Here is a 25,554-nt window from a genome sequence, read left to right as displayed (position 1 = left end):
CTAGGCCACGGGACGGCGTGACCTCGCGCCCGCCTCGACCGGGAACGTCCCGGTCCGGGCGGCGGGAAGCCACGCGTCCGCGGCCTCGCCGCGCGTTCGAGACCTCATCGGAGGTCAAGAGCTGTTACGGTCGTGCCTACGCCCACTCCGCCGCTCACGCGGGCCGTGTTGATCGAGGTGATGACCCCATGACCCGGGTAGTCGTGGTTGGCGACCTGATGACCGACACCGTGGCACGTGCCGCCTACCCCCTCGCCAAGGGCAGCGACACGCCCGCGGCCGTCACCACCCATGGTGGCGGCTCCGGTGCCAACGTCGCCTCCTGGCTCGCGCTCGAAGGCGCGGAGGTCGCGTTCGTCGGCCGCCGCGGCTCCGACATCGCCGGCCGCAACCGCGACATGGAGCTGATGGGCTACGGCGTGGACGCCCGCCTCGTCATGGACTCCGAGCGCCCCACCGGAACCTGCGTGGTGCTGGTCACGCACAAGGGCGACCGCACGATGCTGTCCGACCCCGGGGCCAACAGCGCGCTGCTCCCCGAGGACGTCGAGCGCTGCAAGGACCTGTTCACCCAGGGCGTACACCTCCACCTGTCCGGCTACTCGCTGATCAACGAGGGGTCGCGGAAGGCCGCCATCCACGCGCTCGACCTCGCCCGCAAGGCGCAGATGTCGGTGTCGGTGGACGGCGCGTCCTCCTCGCCGCTCAAGCGCATGGGCGCCGAGCCGTTCCTGGAGTGGACGCAGGGCGCCCGGCTGCTGGTCCTCAACGCCGCCGAGGCCGAGGTCCTCACCGGCCGCGACAACCCCGAGGCCGCCGCCAAGGTGCTCACCGCCTGGTACCCCCAGGTCGTGATCAAGAACGGCGCGGACGGGTCGCTCTGGTACACCAACGGCCGTCCCGACGCCGTCATCGTCGCCGCCGACCCGGTCGAGAAGATCGTGGACGGCACCGGCGCGGGCGACGCCTTCGTGGCCGGCTTCCTGCCCGCCTGGCTGGACGGCAAGCCTCCGGCCGAGGCGCTGGCGGCCGGCAACCGGCTGGCCGCGCAGGCCCTGCAGCACCTGGGCGCCCGCCCGTCCCTGGACGTCCTGGACAACCCCATCCACTGATCCGGCCGCCCCGCCCCGGCCGGACGCGTAGGCTGCCCGGATGATCAGAGTGCCCGAGGCGTTCGCGCGCAGCACCGTCGCGCGCGAGGGCGAACCCGGCTCGCGCTGGATCGCCGAACTCCCCCTGATCGTGGACGGGCTGCTGGACCGCTGGTCCTGCAGCCCGGACGGCGAGGTCACGCATGGAGGCGTGGGGATCATCGTCCCGGTGCGGGCGCCCGCCGGACCGGCCGTCCTCAAGGTATCCTTCCCCCACCCCGGGAACGTGCACGAACCGGACGCCTTCGCGGCCTGGGGCGGGCGCGGCGCCGTCCTCCTCCACGAGCGCGCCGACGAACGTTTCGCGATGCTTCTGGAACGCGCGCGTCCGTCCACGCCGGCCGAGATCGGGGACGACGACGAGATCATCCGGATCGCGGGCCGCCTCAGCCGCAGGCTGGCCGTCCCCGCCCCCGCACACCTGCCCCGGTTGCGGGACCGGGCGCCCGCCTGGGCCGACCAGCTGCGCAAGGACGCCGAGCAGCTCCCCCACACGATGCCCGATCGCGTGATCGGCGCCGCGATCGCCTCCGCGGAGGACCTCGCGCACGGCCAGCCGGACACCCTCGTCCACGGTGACCTGCACCCCGGCAACATCCTCCGCGCCGACCGCGAACCCTGGCTGGCCGTGGACCCCAAGGGCTACGCGGGCGACCCCGCCTACGACGTGGGCGCCCTCCTCAAGTCGAGGGCGCTCTCCCTGCTCCGGGCGGACGACCACGCCAGAGCCTTCAACCGCGCTCTGGACGTCTTCGCCGAGTCGGCCGAACTCGACCGCGACCGCGTCCACCGCTGGGCGCAGCTCCACGCCGTCCAGGCCGCCTTCCACGCCCGCCGCCACGGCTTCCACGTCGCCCGCACCGGCCCGGACCTCGAAGCCATCGCCGCCCTGGCCGACCACCTCGCCTCTCTCCTCACCACCCCTTAGCGCTCCCGCCGGCTTCCAAGCGCTTCCAGCTTGTGGACACTCCCGGTCAGGCGAGCAGGTTCAGTTGCTCGATGAGCTCCGGCAGCTTGCGCATGTCGTCGAAGACGACCGTTCCGGGGCCTTCCAGCCATTCGGCCGGAGTGAGCCCGCCCGCGTAGCCGAACGAGCGCATGCCCGCGGCGCGCGCGGCCTGGATGCCGTACCGGCTGTCCTCGACGACCACGCACGCTTCCGGCGTGACGCCCATCTCCGCCGCGGCGAACAGGAAGAGGTCGGGCTCGGGCTTGCCGCGGGCGACCTGCGTCGCGCTGAAGATCTGCCCTTCGAAACGCGGGTACAGGCCGGTGCGCCCCAGCGTGTGCCGCATCTTGTCGTGGCTGCCGCTGGACGCCACGCAGAACGGGAGCCCGATGCCGTCCAGCGCCTCCTCGATGCCCTCCACGGTGACGAGCTCGGCGTCCACCGCCTCGGCGTGCAAGCGCTTGAACCGGCGCTCGGCCTCGACGGTCAGCTCCGGCCCGAGCCGCGCCTCGATCATCTCGTTGATGGACGCGGTGGACCGTCCCACGAAGCGCTCCATCACCTCCTTCTCGCTGACCGGCCAGCCCAGCTCGGTCAGCACCGCGGAATGCGTCCGCACCGCGATCGGCTCGCTGTCCACGAGCACGCCGTCACAGTCGAAAATCACCAGTTCAACGTCATTTGCCATGAGGGAAAGCTACAGTCACCCACCCCCTCCACCGACGATCACCTTGATCGTCCGGCGAGTTCGACTCCCGGCCTGACGGCGACCGGGCACGGATGCGGGCCTCACGACGGGACCGCCAGGGCCAGGGGCAGGACGGCCGGGGCTCCGGCCTGGCGGAGGAGGCGTGCGGCGACGGTCATCGTCCAGCCGGTGTCGATGCGGTCGTCCACCAGCAGGATCGGGCCCGGAGTTCGGGAGACGGCGGCGGCCAGTTCGGCGGGGACGGTCAGGGCGTCCCAGACGGTGCGGAGGCGCTGGGCGCTGTTGTGGCGGCGCGGGGCCGGCTCGCCCAGGGCGGCGAGTTCGCCGAGGTAGGGCAGGCGGCCGATCTGGGAGATGCGGGTGGCCAGGCTGGTGACCAGCCGGGGACGGCTCCGGGAGGCGACGGAGACCACGGCGGCGGGGCGGGTCTCCCAGTTCCAGGCGGCCAGGACCTTGACCATGGCCTCGAACATGTCGTCCGGGACGTCGGTGTCGGGAGCCCGGTCGGCGAACAGGACGCGCAGCCGGTTGCCCCAGCCGATGTCGGTGAGGCGGCCGAGCACGCGCCCCTCCTCGGCCTGGTCGGTGGCGGGGATGCGGCCGGAGACGCCGAGGTCGTCCTTGACGCCGGTGGGCCACATGCGGCGGGGCTGGACGTCCACGCCGGGGCGGCGCAGCCGGTCGCGGGCGCCGGCGGTGCCCTCGGCGGAGACCTCGGCCGGGCGGTGGACGCCGGTGCAGTTGTCGCAGCGGCCGCAGGGCGCGGCGGCCGGGTCGTCGAGCTGGCGGCGGAGGAACTCCTCGCGGCAGCCGGTCGTGGCGATGTAGTCGAGCATCGCGCGCTGCTCGCGCTCGCGCTCGGCCGCGACGCGCTCGTAGCGGGCGCGGTCGTAGGCCCAGGGACGGCCGGTGGCCTCCCAGCCGCCCTTGACCCGGTGGACGGCGCCGTCCACGTCGAGGACCTTCAGCATCATCTCCAGGCGGGAGCGGCCGAGGTCGACCATGGGCTCCAGCGCGGAGGTGGACAGCGGCCGGCCCGCGGCGCCCAGGACGTCCAGGGTGGTGCGGACGACCGGCTCGGACGGGAAGGCCAGGCCGGCGAAGTAGGCCCAGATGTCGCGGTCCTCGCGGCCGGGGAGCAGGATCACCTCGGCCCGGTCGACGCCGCGGCCCGCGCGGCCGATCTGCTGGTAGTAGGCGACGGGCGACTGGGGCGCGCCCACGTGCACGATGAAGCCGAGGTCGGGCTTGTCGAATCCCATGCCGAGGGCGCTGGTGGCGATCAGGGCCTTGAGCTTGTTGTCGAGCAGGTCGCGCTCGGCCTGGAGGCGCTCGTCGGGGTCGGTCTGGCCCGAGTAGGCGGCGACGGCGTGGCCGCGGTCGCGCAGGTAGCCGGCGATCTCGTGGGCGGCGGCCACGGTGAGGGTGTAGACGATGCCGGAGCCCGGCAGCGTCTCCAGCTGCTCGCCCAGCCAGGCCACCCGCTGGTCGGCGGAGGGCAGCTCGACCACCGACAGGTGCAGCGACTCGCGCTGTAGCGGACCGCGCAGCACCAGCGCGCCCTCCGAGGCCAGCGTCGCCGCCGCGGCCTCCGTCGAGGCCGGCGTCGCCGCGGCGTCCGCCGAAACCGCCGCCCGCCCGTCCCCCTCGGCGGGCCGGGTGTCGGCGGGGCGGACGCCGGCGAGCTGCTCGGCGACGTCCTCGGTGACGCGGGCGTTGGCGGTGGCGGTGGTGGCGAGGACGGGGATGCCGGGCGGGAGATCGGCGAGCAGGGTGCGCAGGCGGCGGTAGTCGGGGCGGAAGTCGTGGCCCCAGTCGGAGATGCAGTGCGCCTCGTCGACCACGACGAGGCCGGCGCCGGCGGCGAGCTTGGGCAGGACCTGGTCGCGGAAGTCGGGGTTGTTGAGCCGTTCGGGGCTGACCAGCAGGACGTCGACCTCGCCCGCCTCGACCTCGGCGAAGACCGCGTCCCAGGCGTCGGTGTTCGCCGAGTTGACGGTGCGGGCGCGGATGCCGGCGCGCTCGGCGGCCTCGATCTGGTTGCGCATCAGCGCGAGCAGGGGGGAGACGATCACCGTCGGGCCGGCGCCGCGGTCGCGGAGCAGCCGGGTGGCGACAAAGTAGACCGCGGACTTGCCCCAGCCGGTGCGCTGGACGACCAGGGCGCGGCGGCGTTCGACGACCAGCGCGCGGATGGCGGTCCACTGGTCGTCGCGGAGCCGGGCGTTCTCCCCCGCCAGGCCGCGCAGGCAGCGCTCCGCGTCGTCGCGGAGCGCGTCGGTCGTCGATGCGTCAGTCATGCCTCCTTGGTACCAGCCGCCGCCGACGCCCCCCGAATAGAACCGCGTTCTGTGGAAAACTCGGCCACCGCGCTCGCCCACCCCGCCGCGCTCGCCCGCCGCGTTCGGCGGCGGGCGAGCGAGCCGGAGGTCACTTAGTGGCGGTTACCTCGGGGCGGCCGTCCGGTAGAGGCCGAGGGTCGTGATGTACGGGGTGGCGCGCGTCTGCGTGACCGTGACCCGGAGCCACGAGGCCGTCACCGGAGCGGGCAGCGCCAGGATGCGGCTGTAGCCGATCGTGGTGCCGGTCGCGATGGTGCTCCAGGCCGAGCCGTCCCACGCCTCGACCTTGAAGCCCTCGACGTGCTGGCCTCGGGTGATGTCCTCACCGAGGCGGATGCGGTCGAAGGTTGTCCGGCCGCGCAGGTCCAGGGTGCCGCCGTGCCAGGACGTGCCGAACCGGCCGTCGGTGAGGGCGCGGGCGGTCCGCGCGGGACGCGCGCCCGCGAGGAGGTTCCTGCCGTAGGTCTCCCGGATCGCGCGTCCGAACGAGGTGAGGCTCGCCACGTCCTCGTCGGCGACGCGGCCGTCCGTCCCCGGCGGGACGTTCAGCAGCAGCGACGCGTTCCGTCCCACGGACTGGTCGTACAGGCCGACGAGCTGCGCCGGGGTCTTGGGCTTCTGGTCGGGGTGGAAGAACCACCCGGGACGCAGCGAGACGTCGGCCTCGCCGGGGTACCACTGGAGGTATTTCGTGGCCGGGTCCGTCAGGCGCGCGCGTGAGCCGAGGTCGGCTTCGCCGTCGTCCCAGGGCAAGGTGCTGTGGCTGACGTCCGGGTCCTCCTTGGCGGGCATCACGCTCCACTCGGTTTCGCGCGCGATGCCCTTCTCGTTGCCGATCCACCGGATACCCTGGGGACCGCCGAAGACGAGCGTGTTCGGCGAGAGTTTGTGGATGAGCCGGTACCAGGCGGCGAAGTCGTATTTCTCGGTGATGCCCTCGCCGGACCAGGGGTTGGCTCCGTCGAGCCACAGTTCGTCGATCGGCCCGTACTGCGTGAACAGTTCGTAGAGCTGGTTCAGGTAGTAGGCGTTGTAGTCGTCCATCGCGAACTTGAAGCTCGGGAGTTCGCCCTTGGCGACGGCCTTGGCGCGATCGTCGTTCTTCACGAGCGTCGGGATCGTGCGCGGCGCGACGGCGCTTCCGCTTCCGTAACGTCCCTGGCCGCTCGGGTCGCGGTTCCGGTCGTCGTAGGTCGCCTGCTCCTCGATGCTGAGCCACTGGCCCGCGTCGTGCTTGGCGACGATCTGCTTGACCCAGTCGCGGTGCCACGCGCGCGGGAGCTCCGCGCCGTCCGCCGGGGAGATGTAGATCCCGACCTTGAGGCCGGCGCGACGGGCCGCCTGAACGTACTGGGCCAGGATGTCGCCCTGCTTGTTCTCGCATCCGGCGGCGCGCACCTGCCAGTAGGCGGACGGGTCGGAGTCGCGTCCCGCCTCCGCGCGCGCACGAGCCGCCTTGGTCTTGTCCGCGGCCTTGCAGCCGGACGTGCGCACCCACCATGGACTGGCGATGACCGAGTGGTTGCTGTACCGGGTCGGGTAGAGGACGAATCCGTCGTGGTGCTTGACCGTGAACATCGCCTGCTTGGCACCGGCCGCCTTGTAGGCGCGCATCCACTGGTCGACGTTCATGCTCGCGGGTGCGAACGTGTCCTCGTCCTCGGCGCCGGAGCCCCATTCACGGTTGGTGAAGGTGTCCATGCCGAAGTGCGTGAATGTGGTGACCTCCTTGCGCTGCCAGTCGATCTGCCCCGCGCGCGGGACGATGTTGGCCGCCTTGTCGATGATCCGGGAGGGCGTGTCGCACGCCTCGATCCTCATCACCGACGCCGGGCGCACGGGGCCCGAGCAGTCGGCGGCAGGGGTGGAGGCAGTGCCGGCGGACGCGGCGGTGGCGGGAACGGCCAGTCCGGCCATGGTCGTGGCGGCGAGCAGGCTCGCGCGCAGCGTTGGATGACGCATGGGTCTCCTCTTGCGGGGGGACTTGAGGTTCACCCGTACGAGGGCGTACGGGAGCCAGGAGGGACCGCGTACGGCGCGGTCGGTGAAGAGACGTCGCAACAGGGCGCGACGGCATGACCGGTTCGCGAAGCCGGTCAGGTCGTAGGCGGAATCACGTCAGCGTCAGGAAACGCTGGAGGCGCTTACAGGATGGCGACTTCCAGGGTGCGCGGCCCGTGCACCCCCTCGACGCGGTCGAGTTCGATGTCGCTCGTAGCGGACGGTCCGCTGATCCAGGTGAGCGGACGCGCCGGGACCAGCCGTTCCAGCGCTTCCGGGACGGTCCGGACGATCTGGTCGCGCCGGACGACGCAGAGGTGGTAGTCGGGGACGAGGGTCAGGGCACGGCGGCCTTGGTCTTCGCCGGCGTCGAGCACGATCGTCCCGGTTTCGGCGATCGCGACAGCGCAGCCGGTGATGACGCCGTCCAGGCCGTCCAGCTCGGTGGGTGTCAGCGGCGGGTCGTCGCGCACGACGTCCACGCCCGTGAGCCACTCGGCGGGCACGCCGGACGGCACCATGAGCCGTCCGCGCACGCGCGCGAGGTCGGCCACCGAGGGGTCGAGGTGGACGACGGCCCGGTAGTCCACGAGCCGGTCGACGAGCAGTTCCACCAGGTCGGGGCCGGAACGGCTGCGCTGGTAGTCGCGCGGTACCTGCACGTCGTCCGGTGTCTCGGCAGACGGGATGTCGGCCAGTGCCGAACGCACGCGCGCGAGGATCTTCTCTCGCGAGCTCACTTCTTCTCCTCCCGGGAGGCCCACCAGTCGCGGAACGACTGGGGCGGGGGCGCCGGAATGTCCCTGGTATCGGTCCAGGCGGCCAACGGTCCGGGCAGGCGGCGCGGGGTGAGTTTCCGGAGGCGGCCCGCGGTGCGCTGGCCGGCGGCCAGGAGCCCCGGGGACGACAGCACGCGGCGGGCCGCCCCCATGGCCAGCTTCTCGCCCTTGTGCGCGCCCGACTCCGCGACTTCCGCGCGCAGGTGCAGGAGTACTTCCGGGATGTTGATGGCGACGGGGCAGACGTCGTAGCAGGCCCCGCAGAGCGTGGACGCGTACGGAAGCGACTCGTCCAGTTCCGAGCCGAACCCGCGGAGTTGGGGGGTGAGGATCGCGCCGATGGGGCCGGGATAGACCGACCCGTAGGCGTGGCCTCCCGCGCGCTCGTACACGGGGCACACGTTCAGGCAGGCGGAGCAGCGGATGCAGCGCAACGCCTGGCGCCCCACGGTGTCGGCAAGGACGTTCGTACGGCCGTTGTCCAGGAGCACCAGATGGAAGTCCTGGCCTTCGGCCGCTCCCGTCCACATCGACGTGTACGGGTTCATGCGCTCGCCCGTGGAGGAGCGCGGGAGCAGCTGCATGAAGACTTCGAGGTCCTGCCAGGTGGGCACGAGCTTCTCGATGCCGACGACCGAAATCAGGGTTTCGGGCAGCGTGAGGCACATCCGGCCGTTGCCCTCGGATTCGAGCACCACCAGCGTGCCCGTCTCGGCGACGGCGAAGTTCGCCCCCGAGATCCCCACCTTCGCCGAGAGGAACCGTTCGCGCAGGTGGAGCCGCGCGGCCTCGGCCAGGGCACGCGGGTCGTCCGTCAGGTCGTCGGGGGCGGGACGTCCCCACGAGGCCATCGCGCGCCGGAAGATCTCCCTGATCTCCGCCCGGTTGCGATGGATGGCCGGGACGAGGATGTGCGAGGGCCGGTCGTCCCCCAGCTGGACGATCAGCTCCGCGAGGTCGGTCTCGTAGGCGGTGACGCCCGCCTCGGCGAGCGCCTCGTTGAGGCCGATCTCCTGCGTCGCCATGGATTTGACCTTGACGACCTCAGTCTCCCCCGTCGCGCGCACGAGGTCGAGGACGATGCGGTTGGCCTCGGCGGCGTCGGCGGCCCAGTGGACGTGCCCGCCCGCGCGCTCCACGGCTCTCTCCAGCCGCTCCAGATGGTCGTCCAGGTGCCGGAGGACGCGGTTCTTCAGCGCGGCCCCGGCGGCGCGCAGAGCGACCCAGTCGGGCTGCTCGGCCACCACGGTCCTGCGCTTGTCGCGGATCGTGTGGGTGGCCTTGTGCAGGTTGTGCCGGAGCTGGGCGTTGTTCACCGCCCGCCCGGCCGCTTGCGGGAACGGCGGCATTCCGACGAAGGTGGGGCTCATGCCGGGTTCTCCTCTGTGGAGGCGAGGATCTGCGCCAGATGCATCACTCGTACGCCCGCGCGTTCGCGACGCATCGTGCCGCCGATGTGCATCAGGCAGGAATTGTCGGCGGCGCACAGGACCTCGGCGCCGGTGTCCAGCACGTTGCGGACCTTGTCAGTTCCCATGGCCGCCGAAACGGCGGGGTTCTTCAGCGAGAACGTCCCGCCGAAGCCGCAGCACTCGTCGGAGCCGCCCAAGGGCACGAGCGTCAGTCCGCGAACCGCGGAGAGCAGTTTGTAGGGCCGCTCCCCCAAACGCAGGGAGCGCAGCGAATGGCACGTCGGGTGGTAGGTGACGGTGTGCGGGAAGTACGCCCCGACGTCCTCCACCTTCAGCACGTCCATGAGGAACTCCGTCAGCTCGTACACGCCGGAGGGCGCCTCTACGCCGAGCGTCGGGTACCACTCGCGCACCATCGCCGCGCACGAGCCGGACGGCATGACCACCGCGTCGTAGCCGGAGAACACCTTCCCGACCCGTTCCGCCAGCGGGCGCGCGTCGTCGCGGTAGCCGGTGTTGAAGTGCATCTGGCCGCAGCAGGTCTGGGCCTCGGGAAACTCGACGCGGCAGCCGAGCCGTTCCAGCAGCCGTACGGTCGCCCGTCCCGTTCCCGGGAAAAGCGTGTCGTTGACGCAGGTCACGAAAAGCGCGACGCGCACCTTCGGGTCACCCCCCGATCCGGTAGACGCGCCGGGCAGTTCCCTCGAAAACCTCGGCGCGGTCCTCGTCCGCCAGCGTAGCGGTGACAAGATCAACTACGCGCGGGTAGGACGCCGCGAGCGTGCAGACCGGCCAGTCCGAGCCGAACATCACCCGGGACGGCCCGAACGCCTCCAGGACGTGCCGCGCGTAGGGCAGCACGTCGTCCGGGCGCCGGCCGGGCGCGGCCTCGGTGACCAGCCCGGAGAGCTTCACCGTCACGTTCGGCGCCGCCGCCATGGCCTTGATCCACGACGCCCACGGGTCCCACGCGCCGCCCGCGATGTCCGGCTTGCCGGCATGGTCGAGGACGAACGACACCTCCGGGAGCGCGCGCACGACCGCGAGCGCCGCGTCCGCCTGCGGAGGCTTGACCAGCAGGTCGTACACGAGGCCCGCGTCGCCCACAGCCCGGATCCCTCGTCGCACGTCCGGACGGGACAACCACTCGGGATCGGGCTCGTCCTGGACCATGTGTCGGATTCCTACAAGCGGCCCGGAAAACGAGGCCAGCGTCTCGGCGACCGACTCCGCCGTCAGGTCCACCCAGCCGACGACACCCGAGACGGGGTTTCCGTCAGCGAGCGCCAGCAGTTCCCTGGTCTCGTCCACGGTTTGAAGGGCCTGCACAACTACCGATCCAGTGACGTCCCCGCCTGAAGCCGCCACGTAGCGCGGGACGTCGAAACGGCCACGCAACGGGTCTGCCCAGGGACCGTCCATCCACGCGTAGTCGCGGACGGACGTATCCCAGAGGTGATGGTGAGCGTCGAACATCAGAGCCGCCTCCAGGACATCAGAGCTGCCTCCCGGACATCAGAGCTGCCTCCCGGACATCAGAGTTCCTTCCACAGGTCCTCGGGCACGTCCAAAGCGAACAGAGCAGAGTTGTCCGTGACCTCCTCGGGCGTACGGCAACCGACCAGGACGCTCTCGACGGCCGGGTGACGCAGGGGGAACTGCAAGGCGGCAGCCCGCAAAGGCACGTCGTAGCGAGCGCACACCCGTTCCAACTCGGCGACACGCTCCAGCATGGCGGCGGGGGCGGGTTCGTAGTTGTACGTCGTCCCGCCGGCGAGAAGCCCCGAATTGTAGGCACCGCCTACAACCACGGACGTCCCTCGCTCCACGCACGCAGGCAGTAGCTCAGCCTCAGCGGAACGGTCGAGAAGCGTGTACCGGCCAGCGCACAGCACGACGTCCATATCCAGACGCCGGACGAACCGCGCCAGCATTTCCGCTTGGTTCATCCCGGCGCCGATGGCTCCGACCACACCTTGCTCGCGCAGCTCCGCCAGCGCGGGGAACGTCGACTCGTAGACTTCGGCCTCGTGCTCGTCCGGGTCGTGAATGTAGACGACGTCCACGCGGTCGAGGCCGAGCCGTTCGAGTGACGATTCCAGCGAGCGCAGCACGCCGTCTCGGGTGAAGTCCCATTCGCGCTTCACTGCGGGTTCTCCGGCGAAACCCGCCGAATCCGGGGGCTCGCCGGGACGCATGGGCCGCAGCACCCGTCCGACCTTGGTCGAAATGGTGAACGATAAGCGCGGGACGTCCGCCAAAGCCTCCCCGAGAATGCGCTCCGACGTGCCCGCGCCATAGTGCGGCGCAGTGTCCAGGTAGCGCATCCCGGCGTCCAGGGCCCGCCGGACGGTCCGCACGCCCTCGTCCCGCGACACCGGGGCATAGAGCCCACCGACGGCGGCGCTGCCGAACGCGAGCGGTGTGACCGGAACCCTCATTCCGACACTCCCTCCTTCGCGGCGAACCGGCTCATTCCTGGGCCTGCCCCGACGTCACCCGCGAGATCACCAGCGCGACCAGGATGATCGCACCATAGATCGCCTGCTTCCAGAAGGAGGCGACCTGCGCCAGCGTGAGCAGGTTGTCCACCACGCCGAGCAGCAGCACGCCGGTGATCGCGCCGGTCATCGTGCCCTTGCCGCCGTTCATGGAGATCCCGCCGATGACGGCCGCGGCCATCACCGTGAAGATCATGTTCTGCCCCTGGTTGGCGTTGATCGCGCCGACGTAGCCGGTCAGGCAGAGCCCGGCCGCCGCCGCGAGCACCCCGGCGATCACGTAGACCGCGAAGGTCACCCGCTCGACCCGGATGCCCGCCGCGCGCGCCGCCTCGGGATTGCCGCCGATCGCGTAGAGCGCGCGTCCCGTCCGGTGGTAGCGCAGCACGAAACCGGCCACCGCGAAGCACGCCGCCGCCAGCCACACCGACAGCGGGACCTGCAGGAACGTCGTGCTCGCGATGGAGAAGAACGAGTCGGGCATGTCGAACAGCGTCTTGCCCTTGGTCGCGCCGGTCAGCAGGCCGCGCAGGACGATCAGCATGGCCAGCGACACGATGAACGCGTTCAGCCGCAGCTTCACCGACAGGAAGCCGTTGAACGCGCCGACCGCCGCGCCCACCACGAAGATCGCCAGGATCCCCGCCCACGCGGGCCATTTCGTGCCGAATCCCGCCGAGGCCGCCGGGATCACCAGCAGCGCCCCGATTCCGGGCGCGATGCCGACCGTCGACTCCAGCGACAGGTCGATCTTCCCGGTGATCAGGATCAGCGACTCGGCCAGCACCACCAGCGCCAGCGCGGCCGACGCGCCCAGGATGGAGATGATGTTGCGCTGGGTGAGGAAGCTGTCGTTGACGACCGCTCCCAGGACGACCAGCGCGACGAGCGCGGGCACGAGCGCGAACTCGCGGGCCCGGCGGAGCAGCACGCCCGCGCGCGCGGGCGGGACGGCATGCGACTCCGGCCCGGACGCCGGCGCGGTCCCGTGCGCGGTCCCGCCCGCGGCGGCGGCCGTCCCGGCCGTCCGGGCCGTCTCAGCCATGCCGGCCATGTCGGCCTTGTCGGCCATCAGGACACTCCCTCGATCGAGGCGACCAGGTCGCGGTCGGACCAGCCGGCGGGATGCGCGGCGGTGATCCGGCCGTGGAAGAAGACCAGCACCCGGTCGCAGGGGCGCAGGTCGTCCAGCTCGTCGGAGATGATGATCACGGCGGTGCCGTCCGCGCGGACCCGGTCCACGACCGCGAGCAGCGCCTCCTTGGACTTCACGTCCACCCCGGCGGTCGGGTTGATCAGCACCAGCAGGCCCGGGTCGGTGGCGAGCGCGCGCGCCATCACGACCTTCTGCTGGTTGCCGCCGGACAGGCCGTTCACCGGCTGGTCCGGCCCCGCGGTCTTGATGTCCAGGTCGCCGATCGCGGCCGCGGCCTCGGCGCGCAGCCGACCGGGCCTGACCACGCCGAACGGTCCGAGCCGCCCGGCGACGGTCATGGTGGCGTTCTCGCCGACCGACAGCTCGGGCACCAGGCCCTGGGCGTGCCGGTCGCGCGGGACGAACCCGATGCCCGCGTCCATCGCCTTCCGGACGTCCCCGAACGGCACCGGACGATCGTCCAGAACGGCCGTCCCGGACGCCGGCCGCCGCAGCCCGACCAGCGTCTCGGCGAGCTCGATCTTCCCGCTCGCGGACGAGCCCGCCAGCCCGACCACCTCGCCGCGCCGCACCTCCAGCGACACGTCCGAGAAGCCCGGACCGGACAGGCCGGAAACCGCCAGCCGCACCGGCGCGGTCACCGGCTCGCGCCGCCCGCCCTCCCGGCCGAGCTCGGTCGCCTCGCCGGTCATCGCCGCGACCAGGTCGGCGCGCGGCAGGTCGGCGACCGGGGCGGTGGCGATCCAGCGGGCGTCGCGGAAGACCGTCACCGTCTCGCACACCTCGTACACCTCCTGGAGGTGGTGCGAGATGAACAGGAACGCGACGCCGCTCTCGCGCAGCGCGCGCATCCGGACGAACAGCCGCTCGATCTCGGCGTTGTCGAGGTGCGCGGTCGGCTCGTCGAGGATGATGAACCGCGCGCCGAACGACAGCGCCCGCGCGATCTCCACGAACTGCCGGTCCTGGACGCTGAGACGCCCCGCCTCCCGGGCCGGATCGACCTGGACGTCCCAGGTCGCCAGCAGGTCGGCGGCCTCGCGGCGCATCCGCTTCCAGCCGATCACGCCGCGCGTGCCGGGCTGCCGGTTGAGGAACAGGTTCTCCGCGACGGTCAGCTCGGGGATGATCGTCGACTTCTGGTACACGCAGGCGACGCGGGCGCGCCAGGCGTCCCGGTCCCCGGGCGCGGGCGCGGGCCGGCCGTCGAACCGGACCTCGCCGCCGTCCGGTGGGAAGATGCCGGTCAGCACGTTGACCAGCGTCGACTTGCCCGCGCCGTTGCGTCCGACCAGCGCGTGCGACTCGCCCGGCATCACCTTCAGCCGGGCGTCCGCGAGCGCCACCGTCGAGCCGAACCTCTTGGTGACGCCCTCGGCCTCCACGATCGGCGCCCGCCCGTCCGCGGGAACACGCCCGTCCGCGGCGCGCTTGTTCGAGGGCGCGTCCATCACTTGCCCACCGTGTTGCCCCACAGCGACTTGTCGTCGACGTTGGCCTTGGTGACCAGCGGCGCGGGGAGCTGGTCCTCCAGCAGGCCGTTGGGCAGCTTGACGATCTCGCTGTCGTGGTCGGTCCTGCCCGGCTGGAAGGTCTTCCCCTCCATCGCGGCCTTGATGTAGTAGAGGCCCCACTTGGCGTACGCGTCGGCGGGCTGGGAAACGGTCGCGTCGATCTCGCCCTTGCGGATGGCGTCGAACTCCTGCGGGATGCCGTCGTTGGAGACGATCGCGATGTGCTTCGGGTCCCCCGCCGGGTGCAGCATCCCCTTGCTGCGCAGGGCCTGGAGCGTCGGCGCGAGGTACACGCCGCCCGCCTGCATGTAGACGCCCTTGAGGTCGGGGTTGCCGTTGAGGACGGCGTCCAGCCCGGACGCGGCCTTCTCCGACTTCCACTCGGCCGGGATCTCCAGCACCTTGACCTGCGGGTAGTTTTTCTTCATGCAGTCGCTGAACGCCTGCGAGCGGTCGCGGCCGTTCACCGAGGCGAGGTCGCCCTGGATCTGCACGACCTTGCCGCTTTTGACCGTGTCGCCGAGGTACTTGCAGGCCTTCTCGCCGTAGGCGACGTTGTTCGCGCGGACGACCATCGCGACCTTGCCCTTGTCGGGCGCGACGTCCACCGCGACGACCGGGACGCCCTTGCGCTCGGCCTGGTTCAGCCCGGCCACGATCGCGGCGCTGTCCAGCGGCGCGACGACCAGGCCCTTCACGTTCTGGTTCAGCAGGTTGTTGATGTCGGTGATCTGCTGCGTCGGGTCGGAGTTGGAGTTGACCGTCGGCAGCGTCTCGACGCCCTGCTGCCTGGCCATCTGCGGGACGTAGGCGTTGTAGGACTGCCAGAACGGCGAGGTCAGCAGGGGCAGGCCCACGCCCACCTTCCCGCTCCCCCCGGCGGCCTTGCCGCCACCACCGGTGTCCTTGGTGCTGCCGCAGCCCGCGAGCAGGACGGCCGACAGCGCGACGGCGGCCCCGGCCATGATCTTGCTGCGAATCATCGTTGACTCTCCTCCACGGAAAGGGGGTGGGTCGCGCGCCCGGCTCCTCGGGGGCGGACGCGCCGCCGGCTCAGGAGCCGGACGCGGGACGGAGCCGGAGGCCCTGCATGCCGCCGTCCACCGCGAGCGACGCGCCGGTCGTGGCGCCCGACGCGGGGCTGGCGAGGTAGGCGATCGCGGAGGCGACCTCCTCGGCGGAGACGAGGCGGCCGATCGGCTGCCTGGCGTTCAGCGCGGCGAGTTCGGCGTCGGGGTCGGGGGCCTTGTCGAGCAGCCGTCCGATCCACGGCGTGTGCACCGTGCCGGGGTTGACGCAGTTGACGCGGATCCCCTCGCGGGCGTGGTCGGCGGCCATGGCGAGCGTCAGCGACAGGACCGCGCCCTTGGACGCCGAGTACAGCGCCCGCTGGGGCAGCCCGGCCGTCGCGGCGATGGAGCACGTGTTGACGACCGCCGCGTGCGCCGACCCGCGCAGGTGCGGGAGGGCCGCGCGCGTGACACGGACGATGCCGAGGACGTTCACGTCCAGGACGCGTCGCCATTCGTCGTCGTCGTTGTCCTCCACGGTGCCCTGCGCGCCGATCCCGGCGTTGTTGACGAGAACGTCGAGTCCGCCGAGGTGCTCCACGGCCGCGGCTACGGCGGACCGCACGGACGCGTCGTCGGTGACGTCCGCCTTGGCGGTGAAGAACGGCTCGGGCGCGTCGTTCACGTCCAGGCAGGCGACCGCCGCCCCGCGCTCGCGCAGCAGCGTCGCCGTCGCCAGGCCGATGCCGGACGCGCCGCCGGTCACGATGGCCCTGATCCCGTCGAACTCCATCAGCTCCTCCAGACCTCGCCGTCGGGGAAGGCGTGCGCGGCGAGGCTCGCCGCGCGCATCTCGGTGGACATTCCGGGCGCGGTGGGCGCGGCGTAGCGCCCGTTCACGATCCGGACCGGATCGGTGAAGTGCTCGTGCAGGTGGTCCACGTACTCGATGACCCGGTCGTCGGCCGTCCCGCTGACCGCGACGTAGTCGAACATCGAGATGTGCTGGACGGCCTCGCAGAGCCCGACGCCGCCCGCGTGCGGGCAGACCGGCACGCCGTGCGCGGCCGCGAGCAGCAGGTTCGCGACGTTCTCGGTGACGCCCGCGACCCGGCAGGCGTCGATCTGCAGCACGTCCAGGGCGCCCGCCTGGAGCATCTGCTTGACCATGACCCGGTTCGCGATGTGCTCGCCGGTCGCGACCTTCACCGGGGCGACCGCGCGCCGGACGGCCGCGTGCCCGAGCACGTCGTCGGGGCTGGTGGGCTCCTCGATCCAGTACACGCCGTAGGGCGCGAGGGCCTTGGTCCACTCGATCGCGGGACCGACGTCCCAGCGCTGGTTCGCGTCGACGGCGATCCGGATGTCCGGGCCGACCGCCTCGCGCGCGAGACGCATGCGGCGGATGTCGTCGTCGAGGTTCGCGCCGACCTTCAGCTTGATCTGGGTGAAACCGTCCGCGACGGCCTCGCGCGCGAGGCGGACGAGCTTCTCGTCGCTGTAGCCAAGCCAGCCGGGCGTGGTCGTGTAGGCGGGATAACCCGTCGCGAGCAGCTTTTCCGTGCGTTCGGCTCGGCCGGTCTTGGCGTCCTGAAGGATTTCCAACGCGCGCGCAGGGGTGAGGACGTCGGTGAGGTAGCGCCAGTCGGCGAGGTCGACGATCTGCTCAGGCGACATCTCGGCGAGCAGCCGCCAGACGGGAAGTCCCGCGGCGCGTCCGGCCAGGTCGAACGCGGCGTTCACGACGGCCGCCGCCGCCATGTGCACCGCGCCCTTCTCGGGGCCGAGCCAGCGGAGCTGCGAGTCGTGGACGAGCCGCCGCGCGAACCCGCCGAGGTCGCCGAGGTCCAGGTCGGTGCCCACGACGAGCGGCGCGTGCGCCTCGATCGCGGCCACGCACACGTCGTTGCCGCGGCCGATGGTGAAGCAGAACCCGTGCCCTTCGAGGCCGTCGTCGGTGCGGAGCACGACGTAGGCGGCCGAGTAGTCGGGGTCGGGGTTCATGGCGTCCGAGCCGTCCAGCTCACGCGAGGTGGGGAAGCGGACGTCGTGCGCCTCCAGCGCGACGATCTTCACGCGGCGCTCCCGACCGTCTGCCGCTGGCGTCCGAGGCCCTCGATCTCGACCTCCACGACGTCGCCGGCGCGCAGGTACGGCTCGCCGGGACGGCCCATCGCGACGCCCGCCGGGGTGCCGGTGTTGATCACGTCGCCGGGTTCCAGCACCATGAACCGGCTGATGTACCGGACGACGTCCTCGATCCCGAAGATCATGTCCTTGGTCGAGCCGTCCTGGCGCAGCTCCCCGTTGACCCACAGGCGGAGCGGGAGCGCGCCCGGGTCGGCGATCTCGTCGGCGGTGACCAGCCACGGGCCGAACGGGTTGAACGTCTCGCAGGACTTGCCCTTGTCCCAGGTGCCGCCGCGTTCGAGCTGGAACGCGCGCTCGGAGACGTCGTTGCTGATCGCGTACCCGGCGATCACCTCGCGGGCCCGCTCGGACGAGTCCAGGTAGCGGGCGGTGCGGCCGATGACGACCGCGAGCTCCACCTCGTAGTCCGTCTTGACGCTGCCGCGCGGGACGAGCACCTCGTCGTCCGGTCCGACCACCGTGTTCGGCGCCTTCATGAACAGCACCGGCTCGGCCGGCGGCTCGGCGCCCGTCTCGGCGGCGTGGTCGCGGTAGTTGAGGCCGACGCACACGATCTTGCCGGGGCGCGCGAGCGGCGGCCCGACCCGTCCGGGGGCGTCCAGCACCGGGAGGCGGCCGTCCGCCAGGGCGCTCCGCGCCCGGTCGAGGCCGTCCCCGGCGAGGAAGGCGGCGTCGATGTCGGCGGTGATCCCGGACAGGTCGCGCACCGTGCCGTCCCCGGCCAGGACCGCGGGCCGCTCGGCGCCGGCCGGTCCCACGCGCAGCAGCTTCACTGAGGCGTCCCCCTCGTTCTCGATCTTGCTGGTGATTCATCCGACCAATCGTGAAGTCATCAGACCACTCGTCCGGTGGGTGCTGGCAATACCTCGTAATGAAGTCGTTACTTGCGTTGATTGGTCCGACCAGATCAGGATGGTCCCGGCATCGGGGGAAGGGAGAACCACGCGTGACCGAGGAGACGACGGCCAGGACCACCGTCACCGAGCGGGCGATCGCGCAGATCAAGGCCAAGCTCGCCGCCGGGGAGCTGCTTCCGGGCCAGCGGCTGCCGACCGAGCGCGAGCTGGCCGCCGAGCTCGGGCTCTCCCGCAGCTCGATGCGCGAGGCGATCCGCGCGCTGACCACGCTCGGCGTCCTGGACGCCCGGCACGGCGCCGGCGTCTACGTGACCCGGCTCAGCCCGGACGACCTGCTGGAGACGTTCGGCGCGGTGGCCGAGATGTCCCGCGGCCGGACGCTGCTGCACCTGGTCCAGGTCCGCAAGATCCTCGAACCGGCCGCCACCGCGACCGCCGCCGCGCGCATCGACGAGGCGGGCCTCGCGCTGCTGCGCGCCGAGATGCGCGCGATGGAACGCGGCGTGGACTCCGAGGAGATCGTCGGGCACGACATGGAGTTCCACCGGATCATCAACGAGGCCGCCGGGAACCCGGTGCTCGCCGCCATCCTGCGCGGGCTGAACACCCGCACCTTCCGCGCCCGCGTCTGGCGCGGCCTCCAGGAGGCCAACGCCTTCACGCGCACCTTCCACGAGCACGACGCCATCTACCGCGCGCTCACCGAACGGGACCCCGAGGCCGCCCGCACCGCCGCCGCCGTCCACATCGGCGCCGTCGAGGACTGGGCGCGCCGCCAGGCCGACGCCGAACCCGAGGAGCAATGATGCGCATCGCCCTGCACACCCGCCTGAAGCCCGGCGCCGAACGCGCCTACGAACAGGCGCACCGCGAGGTCCCGGAGGAGCTGACCGCCGCCATCCGCGCCGCCGGCGCCCACGAATGGACGATCTGGCGCAGCGGCCTCGACCTCTTCCACGTCATCGACTGCGACGACTACCCGGCGCTCCTGGCCGCCCTGGAGGACCTCCCGGTGAACATCGCCTGGCAGGCCCGCATGGCGGGCTACCTGGACGTCGTCCACGACTACTCCGCATCCGGCGCGACCGCCGGCCTCCCCACCGTCTGGCACCTCCCACCCATCGCATGACCGACCCGCTCCCCTGCCAGCCACCTCCGCCGACCCGCTCGGCCTGCCAGCCACCTCCGCCGACCCGCTCGGCCTGCCAGGCACCTCCGCCGACCCGCTCGGCCTGCCAGGCACCTCCGCCGACCCGCTCGCCTGGCAGGCGCCTCCGCTGGCCGGCGCTCCGTGCAGGCTCTCCTCCCCGCTTCGAAGGATCATCGGTACCGCCGCATGAAGCTCTGGTACGACTCCCCTGCCACCGACTGGGAGAGCGAGTCGCTGCCCATCGGCAACGGCGCGCTCGGCGCGAGCGTCTTCGGCGGCGTCCAGGCCGAATGTCTCCTCCTCAACGAGAAGACGCTCTGGACCGGCGGGCCGGGTTCCCGCGAGGGCTACGACTTCGGCAACCGGCACCGACCGGACGCCCTCCGCACCGTCCAACGCCTTCTCGACGAGAAGCAGCACCTCTCGCCCGACGAGGTCGCGGCCCACCTGGGCCGCCCCCGCACCGGCTACGGCTCCTACCAGCCCCTCGGCACCCTTCACCTCCTCTTCCCTCACTCCGCGGCGGCGCAGTACCGGCGCGAGCTGGATCTCGCGGACGCCACGGCCCGGGTCTCCTACCTCTCGGACGGCGTGCGTCACCAGCGCGAATACTTCGCCTCACATCCGGCGAACGTGGTCGTCGGACGGCTGAGCGCCGACGCACCCGGCGCGGTCTCGTTCACGCTGCGCGAGACCTCACCGCGCGACGACCAGACGATCTCCGTCCGGGACGGCCGCCTGACCGTCCGGGGCGCGCTCGCCGACAACGGCCTGCGCTTCGAACTCCAGATCCAGGTCGTGACCGAGGGCGGCACCCGCCTGGACGGCGACGGCGAAGTCACCGTCACCGGCGCGAACAGCGCGCTGCTCGTCCTCTCGGCGGCCACCGACTACGCCAACGCCTACCCGGCTTACCGCGGCGACGGCCCCCACGCCCGAGTCACGAAGGCCGTCGACGCCGCCCTCCACCCCGCCGGCCAAGCCAGCCCCCCACCCCACGCAGACCAAGCCGACCCCCCTCCGCACACGGGGCGAGCCGACACCCCTCCGCACGCGGGACAAGCCGACCTGCACGTAGGGCGAGCCGACCCGCACGCGGGGCGAGGCGACCCGCACGCGGACCAAGCCGACCCGCACACGGGGCGAGCCGACCTGCACGCGAGGCGAGCCGACGGGCACCTGGGGCGAGGCGACGCCGATGTCACGGCTCAGGCGGGGCGGGTCGGCATTTACGCGCGGCTGCGTGCCGAGCATGTTCGCGACCATCGCCGCCTTTTCGATCGCGTCACTCTTTCCCTGAGCGCCGACGATCTCCAGAGCGCGCCACCTTCTCCCGGCGGACGTGAGCACCGACCAAGTTCCAGCTCACCTACCTCCCTCGCGTCGTCCGATACAGCGGCCCCTCGCGCCGCTGCTCCGTCCGCGCCCCGGCCGCCCCGGCCGCCCCGCAGCGGCCTCCCCACTGATCGGCTGCTGGCGTCCTACGGGCAGGGTGACGGCGCCTCGGATCGGGAGTTGGAGGCGCTGTTCTTCGCTTACGGGCGTTACCTGCTCATCGCGTCTTCGCGCGACGGGTCGTTGCCGGCCAATCTCCAGGGTGTGTGGAACGGGCTGGTGCAGCCGCCGTGGAGCGCCGACTATCACACCAATATCAACCTCCAGATGAACTACTGGCCTGCGGAGACGACGAATCTCGACGAGACCGCGGGGGCGCATGACGCGTTCGTGGACGGGCTGCGCGAGCCCGGCCGGGTGACCGCGCGCGAGTTGTTCGGGACGCGGGGCTGGGTCGTCCACAACGAGACGAACCCGTTCGGGTTCACGGGCGTGCACGACTGGGCGACCGCGTTCTGGTTCCCCGAGGCGGCGGCCTGGCTCACGCGGCAGCTCTACGAGCGCTACCTCTTCACAGCGGACCCCTCCTATCTGCGGACGACCGCGTATCCCGCGATGCGGGAGGCGGCCGAGTTCTGGCTCGACAACCTGCGCCCCGATCCCCGCGACGGAACGCTGGTGGTCTCGCCCGGCTACTCTCCCGAGCACGGCGACTTCTCCGCCGGTCCCGCGATGTCCCAGCAGATCGTCCGGGACCTACTCATAAACACGAGTGAGGCCGCCGGAACGTTGGGTGTCGATCCCGAATTCCGCGAAGAAATCGCGGAGACGCTGGTCAGGCTGGACACCGGCCTCCGCGTCGGCTCCTGGGGCCAGCTCCAGGAGTGGAAGCGGGACCTGGACGACCCGTCCGACCGGCACCGGCACGCGTCCCACCTGTTCGCGCTGTTCCCCGGACGGCAGATCAAGCCCGGTACGCCCGAGGCGAAGGCCGCCGAGGTATCTCTAACCGCGCGCGGCGACGGCGGTCCGGGCTGGTCGAAGGCGTGGAAGACCAACTTCTGGGCGCGGCTGCGGAACGGCGACCGCGCGCACCGGACGCTGGCCCGGCAGCTCCGCGAGTCCACCCTGCCGAACTTCTGGGACACCCATCCGCCGTTCCAGATCGACGGCAACCTCGGCGCGACGGCCGGGATCGCGGAGATGCTCCTCCAGTCCCACCACGGCGTGATCGACGTTCTCCCGGCGCTGCCCTCCTGCTGGCCGGACGGAGCGGTCGCGGGCCTGCGCGCGCGAGGCGACGTCACCGTGGACGTGACGTGGCGCGACGGTCGCGCCGTCGAGATCACCCTTCTGACCGGCCGCGACGGAGAGCTGACCGTCGCGAGCCAGATGTTCGCCACCGACTTCCGCGTCCGCGTAACGACGGCCGACCGAGCCGTCCACACGGCGAGCACCGAAGACATCGACCCAGCGGACGGCGCAACGTTCGGGACGCGGCGGGGCCCGGAGGCGATCGGGTTCCGGGCACGCTCGAATCACCGTTACCGGTTTTCCGTTTGGGGCACCCGGGGCGGTATAGCACGCATGGGGCCTGGGTAGCCTGCGTGCGAGGTTGGTCGCGGGCGGGAGGGTTTGTACGGGCATGGGTCGTACCGTGGAGCGGGTCCGGCGGAGCTGGCAGGTCCTCATGGACGGGACGCCGCCCGAACCGCCCGAGGACGAGCCCGCGGACACCTTCGACCCCAGGGCGATCGGGCTGACGCTGCGCGTGGGCGAGCTGCTGCTGGCGAGCGGCGAGTCCACCGAGCGGGTGAACGAGGCGATGCTGAGCCTCGCGGTCGCCTACGAGCTGCCGCGCGCCGAGGTCCAGGTCACCTTCACGAGCCTGCTGGTGTCGGCGCATCCGGGCAACGGCGCGCCGCCGGTCACCGGCGCGCGGTCCATCCGGCGCCGCACCCCGGCCTACTGGCGGCTGACCGAGCTGCACAAGCTCGTCCAGGAGGCGTCCATCGGGATGCTGGCGCTGGACGACGCGCTGCGGCGGCTGCACGACATCAAGCGCGGACGCGCGCCGTATCCGCCCTGGCTGATGGTGGTCTGCCTCGGTCTGATCGCGGGGTCGGCGTCGATCCTGGTCGGCGGCGGGCCGCTCGTCGCGGCGACGGCGTTCGTGGCGACGCTGTTCGGGGACCGCGCCGCGGCGGCGCTCGCCCGCCGCGGCATCGCGGAGTTCTTCCAGAACACGGTGGCCGCGGCGATCGCCGCGACGGCCGCCGCGCTGGTCGTCGCGGCGGGCCACCAGGGGCACGCCTCCACGATCGTGACCGGCGCGATCCTGGCGCTGCTGCCGGGCCGCCCGCTCGTCGCGTCCATCCAGGACGGCATCACCGGCGACCTGGTCAGCGCCGGGGCGCGGCTGCTGGAGGTCTTCTTCATCATCGCCGCGATCGTCGCGGGGCTCGGCGTCGTCGTCTACACGGCCGTCCGGCTGAACGTGGACATCAACGTCGGGCACCTTCCGGTGTCCCCGGCGCTACTGAAGCCCCTCCCGGTCCTCGCGGCGGCGGTGGTGGCGCTGACGTTCGCGGTCTGCCTGGCCGTCCCGCGCGACGTGCTGATCCCGGCCGGGGTGAGCGGCGGACTCATCTGGGTCCTGTACGCGCTACTGCTGAACTGGGAGGTCACGCCCGTCCTGGCGTCGGCGGTGTCGGCCGTCATCGTCGGGATGCTCGGGAGCATGCTCGCGCGGCGCAGGCACGCTCCGTCGCTGCCATACATCGTCCCGGCGATCTCGCCGCTGCTGCCTGGAACGCTCCTTTATCGCGGCATGGTCGAGCTGAACACCGGGGCCGCGCAGCAGGGGGCGCTGAGCCTGGTCGCGGCGCTGTCGGTCGCGCTGGCGCTCGGCGCGGGCGTCAACCTCGGCGGTGAACTCGTCCGGGCGTTCCAGAGCGTCGGGCTGAGCGCGTCCGGGCGCTGGGCCCGTCCCGCCGCGCGCCGGACGCGCGGTTTCTGACCCCGGCGGGAATTGTCGGAGGCGCTGTCTAGCGTCGTCGGCATGTACCGACAGGGAGACATCCTCATCGTCCCGGTGGCCGAGGACGCGGTGCCGCGGCGCGTCCGCGACCTGCCGCCGGCGGCGCGCGACGGCCGGGGCCGGATGGTGCTCGCGCTCGGCGAGGCCACCGGCCACGCGCACGCCCTGACCTGCGAGGGGACGCTGCTCCGCGATCCGGACCCGCTCGCCCCCGACTACCTGCACCTGCCCTCGGGCGGACGGCTCGGGCACGAGGAGCACGCGGCCATCGCCCTGCCCAAGGGCTGGTACCGCGTGATCCGGCAGCGTGAGTACGTGCCCGGCGCCGTCCGCGTCGTCGCCGACTGACCGGCCGGGCGACGTCCTCCCCTCACCCCCCCTTTTGGAGTGCCGTGAACGAGTTGGACCACGCGAACCTGATGCTGGCCTGGGAGTCGGCGGCGTTCGCCACCGGGCCGGGCGACCGGGCGCGGGCCGAGGCGGGGATCACCGCCGCCTACGTCGCCGCAGGGCTGGCCGCGCCGGAGCGGTTCCTGTGGGTGGACTCCCCCGCGCAGGGGGCGCTCGCCGCCGCCGTCATCGCCGGACACGCGCAGGTGCTGCGTGATGCCGGGCTCGACGTCCCTGACGTGCCGTCCGACGCGGGCGCGAGCGTGCGCGACGCCGTGCGGACGCGCCCGTGGGAGGCCGCGCGCACGGCCGCGTACGAGCGGCTGGGCAACCGCGAGTGGGCCCGGTCCTGGACGCGGACGGCCGCGCCGCTGTGGGACCGGGTGCAGCAGCTGGTCGTCCGCGTCCGGCAGGCGGTCGGCGCGATCGCGGGCGAGGAGGGATCGCGCGCCGAGTCGGTGCTGCGCTCGGCGACGCTCGACGCTGTCCTCGGCCAGCACGACGCGCCGTGGCTGGCGCAGTTCGACGCGCTCGGCGCGCTGCCGCCGGGGCTCGCCGAGGCGGCGCGGAACGCGGGCTGGTGGTGGCCGTACGAGCGGCTCGTGATCGTGTCCGAGCGGCCGTCGGAGCTGCACCGCGACGAGCCGGGCCGGCTGCACCGGGGTGACGGTCCCGCGCTGGCGTTCCCCGACGGCCTCGCGCTGCACGCGTGGCGGGGCATGCCGATCCCGCCCGGTTTCGTCTCCTCGCTCGGCGGCCTGACCGCCGAGCGCATCGGCCTGGAGTCGAACGCCGAGCTGCGCCGCGTCATGCTGGAGATCTTCGGCTACGACCGGTACCTCGCCGAGACCGGGGCCGAGCCCCTGCACCGGGACGAGACGGGCGTCCTGTGGCGCATCGACCTGGCGGGTGACGAACCGGTCGTCATGGTCGAGGTGGTCAACTCCACCCCCGAGCCGGACGGCGCCTACCGGCAGTACTACCTGCGCGTCCCGCCGTCCACCCGCACCGCCCGCGAGGGCGTGGCCTGGACGTTCGGCGTCGACGCCGCCGACTACAACCCCCTCAAGCAGACGTGATGCGCGGCCGCGCCCGCCGTCGCTCGTC

22 protein-coding genes are annotated in these 25,554 nt (G+C 72.1%); 8 read left to right on the top strand and 14 right to left on the bottom strand.

Translation table 11 applies throughout. From position 1 onward, the window contains the following. Nucleotides 1-188: 188 nt before the first annotated feature. The gene (locus ACFPCY_RS35505; protein WP_378262794.1) at nt 189-1,112 is read left to right on the top strand and encodes a carbohydrate kinase family protein; all 924 of its coding nucleotides are present in this window, start codon (nt 189-191) and stop codon (nt 1,110-1,112) included. Nucleotides 1,113-1,152: 40 nt separating this feature from the next. After that, nucleotides 1,153-2,079, top strand: a complete 927-nt coding sequence (locus ACFPCY_RS35500; RefSeq protein WP_378262792.1) for an aminoglycoside phosphotransferase family protein — start codon at nt 1,153-1,155, stop codon at nt 2,077-2,079. A 46-nt stretch (nt 2,080-2,125) separates the two neighbouring features. On the opposite strand, the gene ACFPCY_RS35495 is transcribed toward ACFPCY_RS35500, so the two are convergent. The 14 genes from ACFPCY_RS35495 to ACFPCY_RS35430 form a co-directional block, all read right to left on the bottom strand. After that, on the bottom strand, nt 2,126-2,788 hold the full coding sequence (locus tag ACFPCY_RS35495; RefSeq protein ID WP_378262790.1) for an HAD family hydrolase: 663 nt from the start codon (nt 2,786-2,788) through the stop codon (nt 2,126-2,128). A gap of 101 nt (nt 2,789-2,889) precedes the next feature. Continuing rightward, nucleotides 2,890-5,109 carry a RecQ family ATP-dependent DNA helicase gene (locus ACFPCY_RS35490; protein WP_378262788.1) on the bottom strand — a complete coding sequence of 740 codons (2,220 nt, stop codon included), beginning with the start codon at nt 5,107-5,109 and terminating at the stop codon, nt 2,890-2,892. 144 nt (nt 5,110-5,253) lie between these two features. Then, on the bottom strand, nt 5,254-7,113 hold the full coding sequence (locus tag ACFPCY_RS35485) for an alpha-L-fucosidase (protein ID WP_378262786.1): 1,860 nt from the start codon (nt 7,111-7,113) through the stop codon (nt 5,254-5,256). A 182-nt stretch (nt 7,114-7,295) separates the two neighbouring features. Continuing rightward, on the bottom strand, nt 7,296-7,892 hold the full coding sequence (locus ACFPCY_RS35480) for a LutC/YkgG family protein (RefSeq protein ID WP_378262784.1): 597 nt from the start codon (nt 7,890-7,892) through the stop codon (nt 7,296-7,298). Further along, entirely contained in the window at nt 7,889-9,301 is a 1,413-nt protein-coding gene (locus tag ACFPCY_RS35475) for a lactate utilization protein B (RefSeq protein ID WP_378262782.1), read from the bottom strand. Before ACFPCY_RS35475 ends, ACFPCY_RS35480 begins: the two co-directional genes overlap by 4 nt. After that, nucleotides 9,298-10,002 carry a (Fe-S)-binding protein gene (locus tag ACFPCY_RS35470; protein ID WP_378262780.1) on the bottom strand — a complete coding sequence of 235 codons (705 nt, stop codon included), beginning with the start codon at nt 10,000-10,002 and terminating at the stop codon, nt 9,298-9,300. Before ACFPCY_RS35470 ends, ACFPCY_RS35475 begins: the two co-directional genes overlap by 4 nt. Nucleotides 10,003-10,009: 7 nt before the next feature. Then, the gene (locus ACFPCY_RS35465; RefSeq protein ID WP_378262778.1) at nt 10,010-10,819 is read right to left on the bottom strand and encodes an amidohydrolase family protein; all 810 of its coding nucleotides are present in this window, start codon (nt 10,817-10,819) and stop codon (nt 10,010-10,012) included. Between the two features lie 59 nt (nt 10,820-10,878). After that, nucleotides 10,879-11,784 (bottom strand): aldo/keto reductase, encoded by a 906-nt coding sequence (locus ACFPCY_RS35460; RefSeq protein WP_378262776.1) that lies wholly within the window; start codon nt 11,782-11,784, stop codon nt 10,879-10,881. A 31-nt stretch (nt 11,785-11,815) separates the two neighbouring features. Continuing rightward, on the bottom strand, nt 11,816-12,916 hold the full coding sequence (locus ACFPCY_RS35455; protein WP_378262774.1) for an ABC transporter permease: 1,101 nt from the start codon (nt 12,914-12,916) through the stop codon (nt 11,816-11,818). Continuing rightward, the gene (locus ACFPCY_RS35450; RefSeq protein WP_378262772.1) at nt 12,916-14,451 is read right to left on the bottom strand and encodes a sugar ABC transporter ATP-binding protein; all 1,536 of its coding nucleotides are present in this window, start codon (nt 14,449-14,451) and stop codon (nt 12,916-12,918) included. The genes ACFPCY_RS35455 and ACFPCY_RS35450 overlap by 1 nt, the downstream gene beginning before the upstream one ends. After that, nucleotides 14,451-15,497: a sugar ABC transporter substrate-binding protein gene (locus ACFPCY_RS35445; protein ID WP_378262770.1), complete on the bottom strand. Its 1,047-nt coding sequence runs from the start codon at nt 15,495-15,497 to the stop codon at nt 14,451-14,453. Before ACFPCY_RS35445 ends, ACFPCY_RS35450 begins: the two co-directional genes overlap by 1 nt. A gap of 70 nt (nt 15,498-15,567) precedes the next feature. Continuing rightward, nucleotides 15,568-16,317 (bottom strand): SDR family NAD(P)-dependent oxidoreductase, encoded by a 750-nt coding sequence (locus ACFPCY_RS35440; RefSeq protein WP_378262768.1) that lies wholly within the window; start codon nt 16,315-16,317, stop codon nt 15,568-15,570. Continuing rightward, complete coding sequence (locus ACFPCY_RS35435; protein ID WP_378262766.1) at nt 16,317-17,600, bottom strand: enolase C-terminal domain-like protein; 1,284 nt, start codon at nt 17,598-17,600, stop codon at nt 16,317-16,319. Before ACFPCY_RS35435 ends, ACFPCY_RS35440 begins: the two co-directional genes overlap by 1 nt. Beyond that, entirely contained in the window at nt 17,597-18,448 is an 852-nt protein-coding gene (locus ACFPCY_RS35430) for a fumarylacetoacetate hydrolase family protein (protein ID WP_378262764.1), read from the bottom strand. The genes ACFPCY_RS35435 and ACFPCY_RS35430 overlap by 4 nt, the downstream gene beginning before the upstream one ends. Before the next feature lie 173 nt (nt 18,449-18,621). On the opposite strand from ACFPCY_RS35430, the gene ACFPCY_RS35425 reads away from it, so the two are divergent. The 6 genes from ACFPCY_RS35425 (at nt 18,622) to ACFPCY_RS35400 (ending at nt 25,526) form a co-directional block, all read left to right on the top strand. After that, on the top strand, nt 18,622-19,338 hold the full coding sequence (locus ACFPCY_RS35425; RefSeq protein ID WP_378262762.1) for a FadR/GntR family transcriptional regulator: 717 nt from the start codon (nt 18,622-18,624) through the stop codon (nt 19,336-19,338). Continuing rightward, nucleotides 19,338-19,661 (top strand): L-rhamnose mutarotase, encoded by a 324-nt coding sequence (locus ACFPCY_RS35420; RefSeq protein ID WP_378262760.1) that lies wholly within the window; start codon nt 19,338-19,340, stop codon nt 19,659-19,661. The genes ACFPCY_RS35425 and ACFPCY_RS35420 overlap by 1 nt, the downstream gene beginning before the upstream one ends. A 207-nt stretch (nt 19,662-19,868) precedes the next feature. Further along, on the top strand, nt 19,869-22,619 hold the full coding sequence (locus ACFPCY_RS35415) for a glycoside hydrolase family 95 protein (RefSeq protein WP_378262758.1): 2,751 nt from the start codon (nt 19,869-19,871) through the stop codon (nt 22,617-22,619). Between the two features lie 43 nt (nt 22,620-22,662). Beyond that, nucleotides 22,663-24,036, top strand: a complete 1,374-nt coding sequence (locus ACFPCY_RS35410) for a threonine/serine exporter family protein (protein WP_378262756.1) — start codon at nt 22,663-22,665, stop codon at nt 24,034-24,036. Between the two features lie 42 nt (nt 24,037-24,078). Continuing rightward, entirely contained in the window at nt 24,079-24,405 is a 327-nt protein-coding gene (locus ACFPCY_RS35405) for a hypothetical protein (protein ID WP_378262754.1), read from the top strand. 44 nt (nt 24,406-24,449) lie between these two features. After that, nucleotides 24,450-25,526 carry a DUF6745 domain-containing protein gene (locus ACFPCY_RS35400; RefSeq protein WP_378262752.1) on the top strand — a complete coding sequence of 359 codons (1,077 nt, stop codon included), beginning with the start codon at nt 24,450-24,452 and terminating at the stop codon, nt 25,524-25,526. Nucleotides 25,527-25,554 lie beyond the last annotated feature (28 nt).

This window comes from Actinomadura gamaensis, assembly GCF_042652125.1.
In the GTDB taxonomy this organism is placed as follows: domain Bacteria; phylum Actinomycetota; class Actinomycetes; order Streptosporangiales; family Streptosporangiaceae; genus Spirillospora; species Spirillospora gamaensis.
Note: the sequence above shows the minus strand (reverse complement) of the source record. Positions and strands in the feature narration are given on the sequence as shown.

Excerpts from the sequence above, each read along its gene's own strand:
- ACFPCY_RS35505 (WP_378262794.1), top strand. The coding sequence starts at position 189 with ATGACCCGGGTAGTCGTGGTTGGCGACCTGATGACCGACACCGTGGCA.
- ACFPCY_RS35500 (WP_378262792.1), top strand. The coding sequence starts at position 1,153 with ATGATCAGAGTGCCCGAGGCGTTCGCGCGCAGCACCGTCGCGCGCGAG.
- ACFPCY_RS35495 (WP_378262790.1), bottom strand. The coding sequence starts at position 2,788 with ATGGCAAATGACGTTGAACTGGTGATTTTCGACTGTGACGGCGTGCTC.
- ACFPCY_RS35490 (WP_378262788.1), bottom strand. The coding sequence starts at position 5,109 with ATGACTGACGCATCGACGACCGACGCGCTCCGCGACGACGCGGAGCGC.
- ACFPCY_RS35485 (WP_378262786.1), bottom strand. The coding sequence starts at position 7,113 with ATGCGTCATCCAACGCTGCGCGCGAGCCTGCTCGCCGCCACGACCATG.
- ACFPCY_RS35475 (WP_378262782.1), bottom strand. The coding sequence starts at position 9,301 with ATGAGCCCCACCTTCGTCGGAATGCCGCCGTTCCCGCAAGCGGCCGGG.
- ACFPCY_RS35465 (WP_378262778.1), bottom strand. The coding sequence starts at position 10,819 with ATGTTCGACGCTCACCATCACCTCTGGGATACGTCCGTCCGCGACTAC.
- ACFPCY_RS35460 (WP_378262776.1), bottom strand. The coding sequence starts at position 11,784 with ATGAGGGTTCCGGTCACACCGCTCGCGTTCGGCAGCGCCGCCGTCGGT.
- ACFPCY_RS35455 (WP_378262774.1), bottom strand. The coding sequence starts at position 12,916 with ATGGCCGACAAGGCCGACATGGCCGGCATGGCTGAGACGGCCCGGACG.
- ACFPCY_RS35450 (WP_378262772.1), bottom strand. The coding sequence starts at position 14,451 with ATGGACGCGCCCTCGAACAAGCGCGCCGCGGACGGGCGTGTTCCCGCG.
- ACFPCY_RS35445 (WP_378262770.1), bottom strand. The coding sequence starts at position 15,497 with ATGATTCGCAGCAAGATCATGGCCGGGGCCGCCGTCGCGCTGTCGGCC.
- ACFPCY_RS35440 (WP_378262768.1), bottom strand. The coding sequence starts at position 16,317 with ATGGAGTTCGACGGGATCAGGGCCATCGTGACCGGCGGCGCGTCCGGC.
- ACFPCY_RS35420 (WP_378262760.1), top strand. The coding sequence starts at position 19,338 with ATGCGCATCGCCCTGCACACCCGCCTGAAGCCCGGCGCCGAACGCGCC.
- ACFPCY_RS35415 (WP_378262758.1), top strand. The coding sequence starts at position 19,869 with ATGAAGCTCTGGTACGACTCCCCTGCCACCGACTGGGAGAGCGAGTCG.
- ACFPCY_RS35410 (WP_378262756.1), top strand. The coding sequence starts at position 22,663 with ATGGGTCGTACCGTGGAGCGGGTCCGGCGGAGCTGGCAGGTCCTCATG.
- ACFPCY_RS35405 (WP_378262754.1), top strand. The coding sequence starts at position 24,079 with ATGTACCGACAGGGAGACATCCTCATCGTCCCGGTGGCCGAGGACGCG.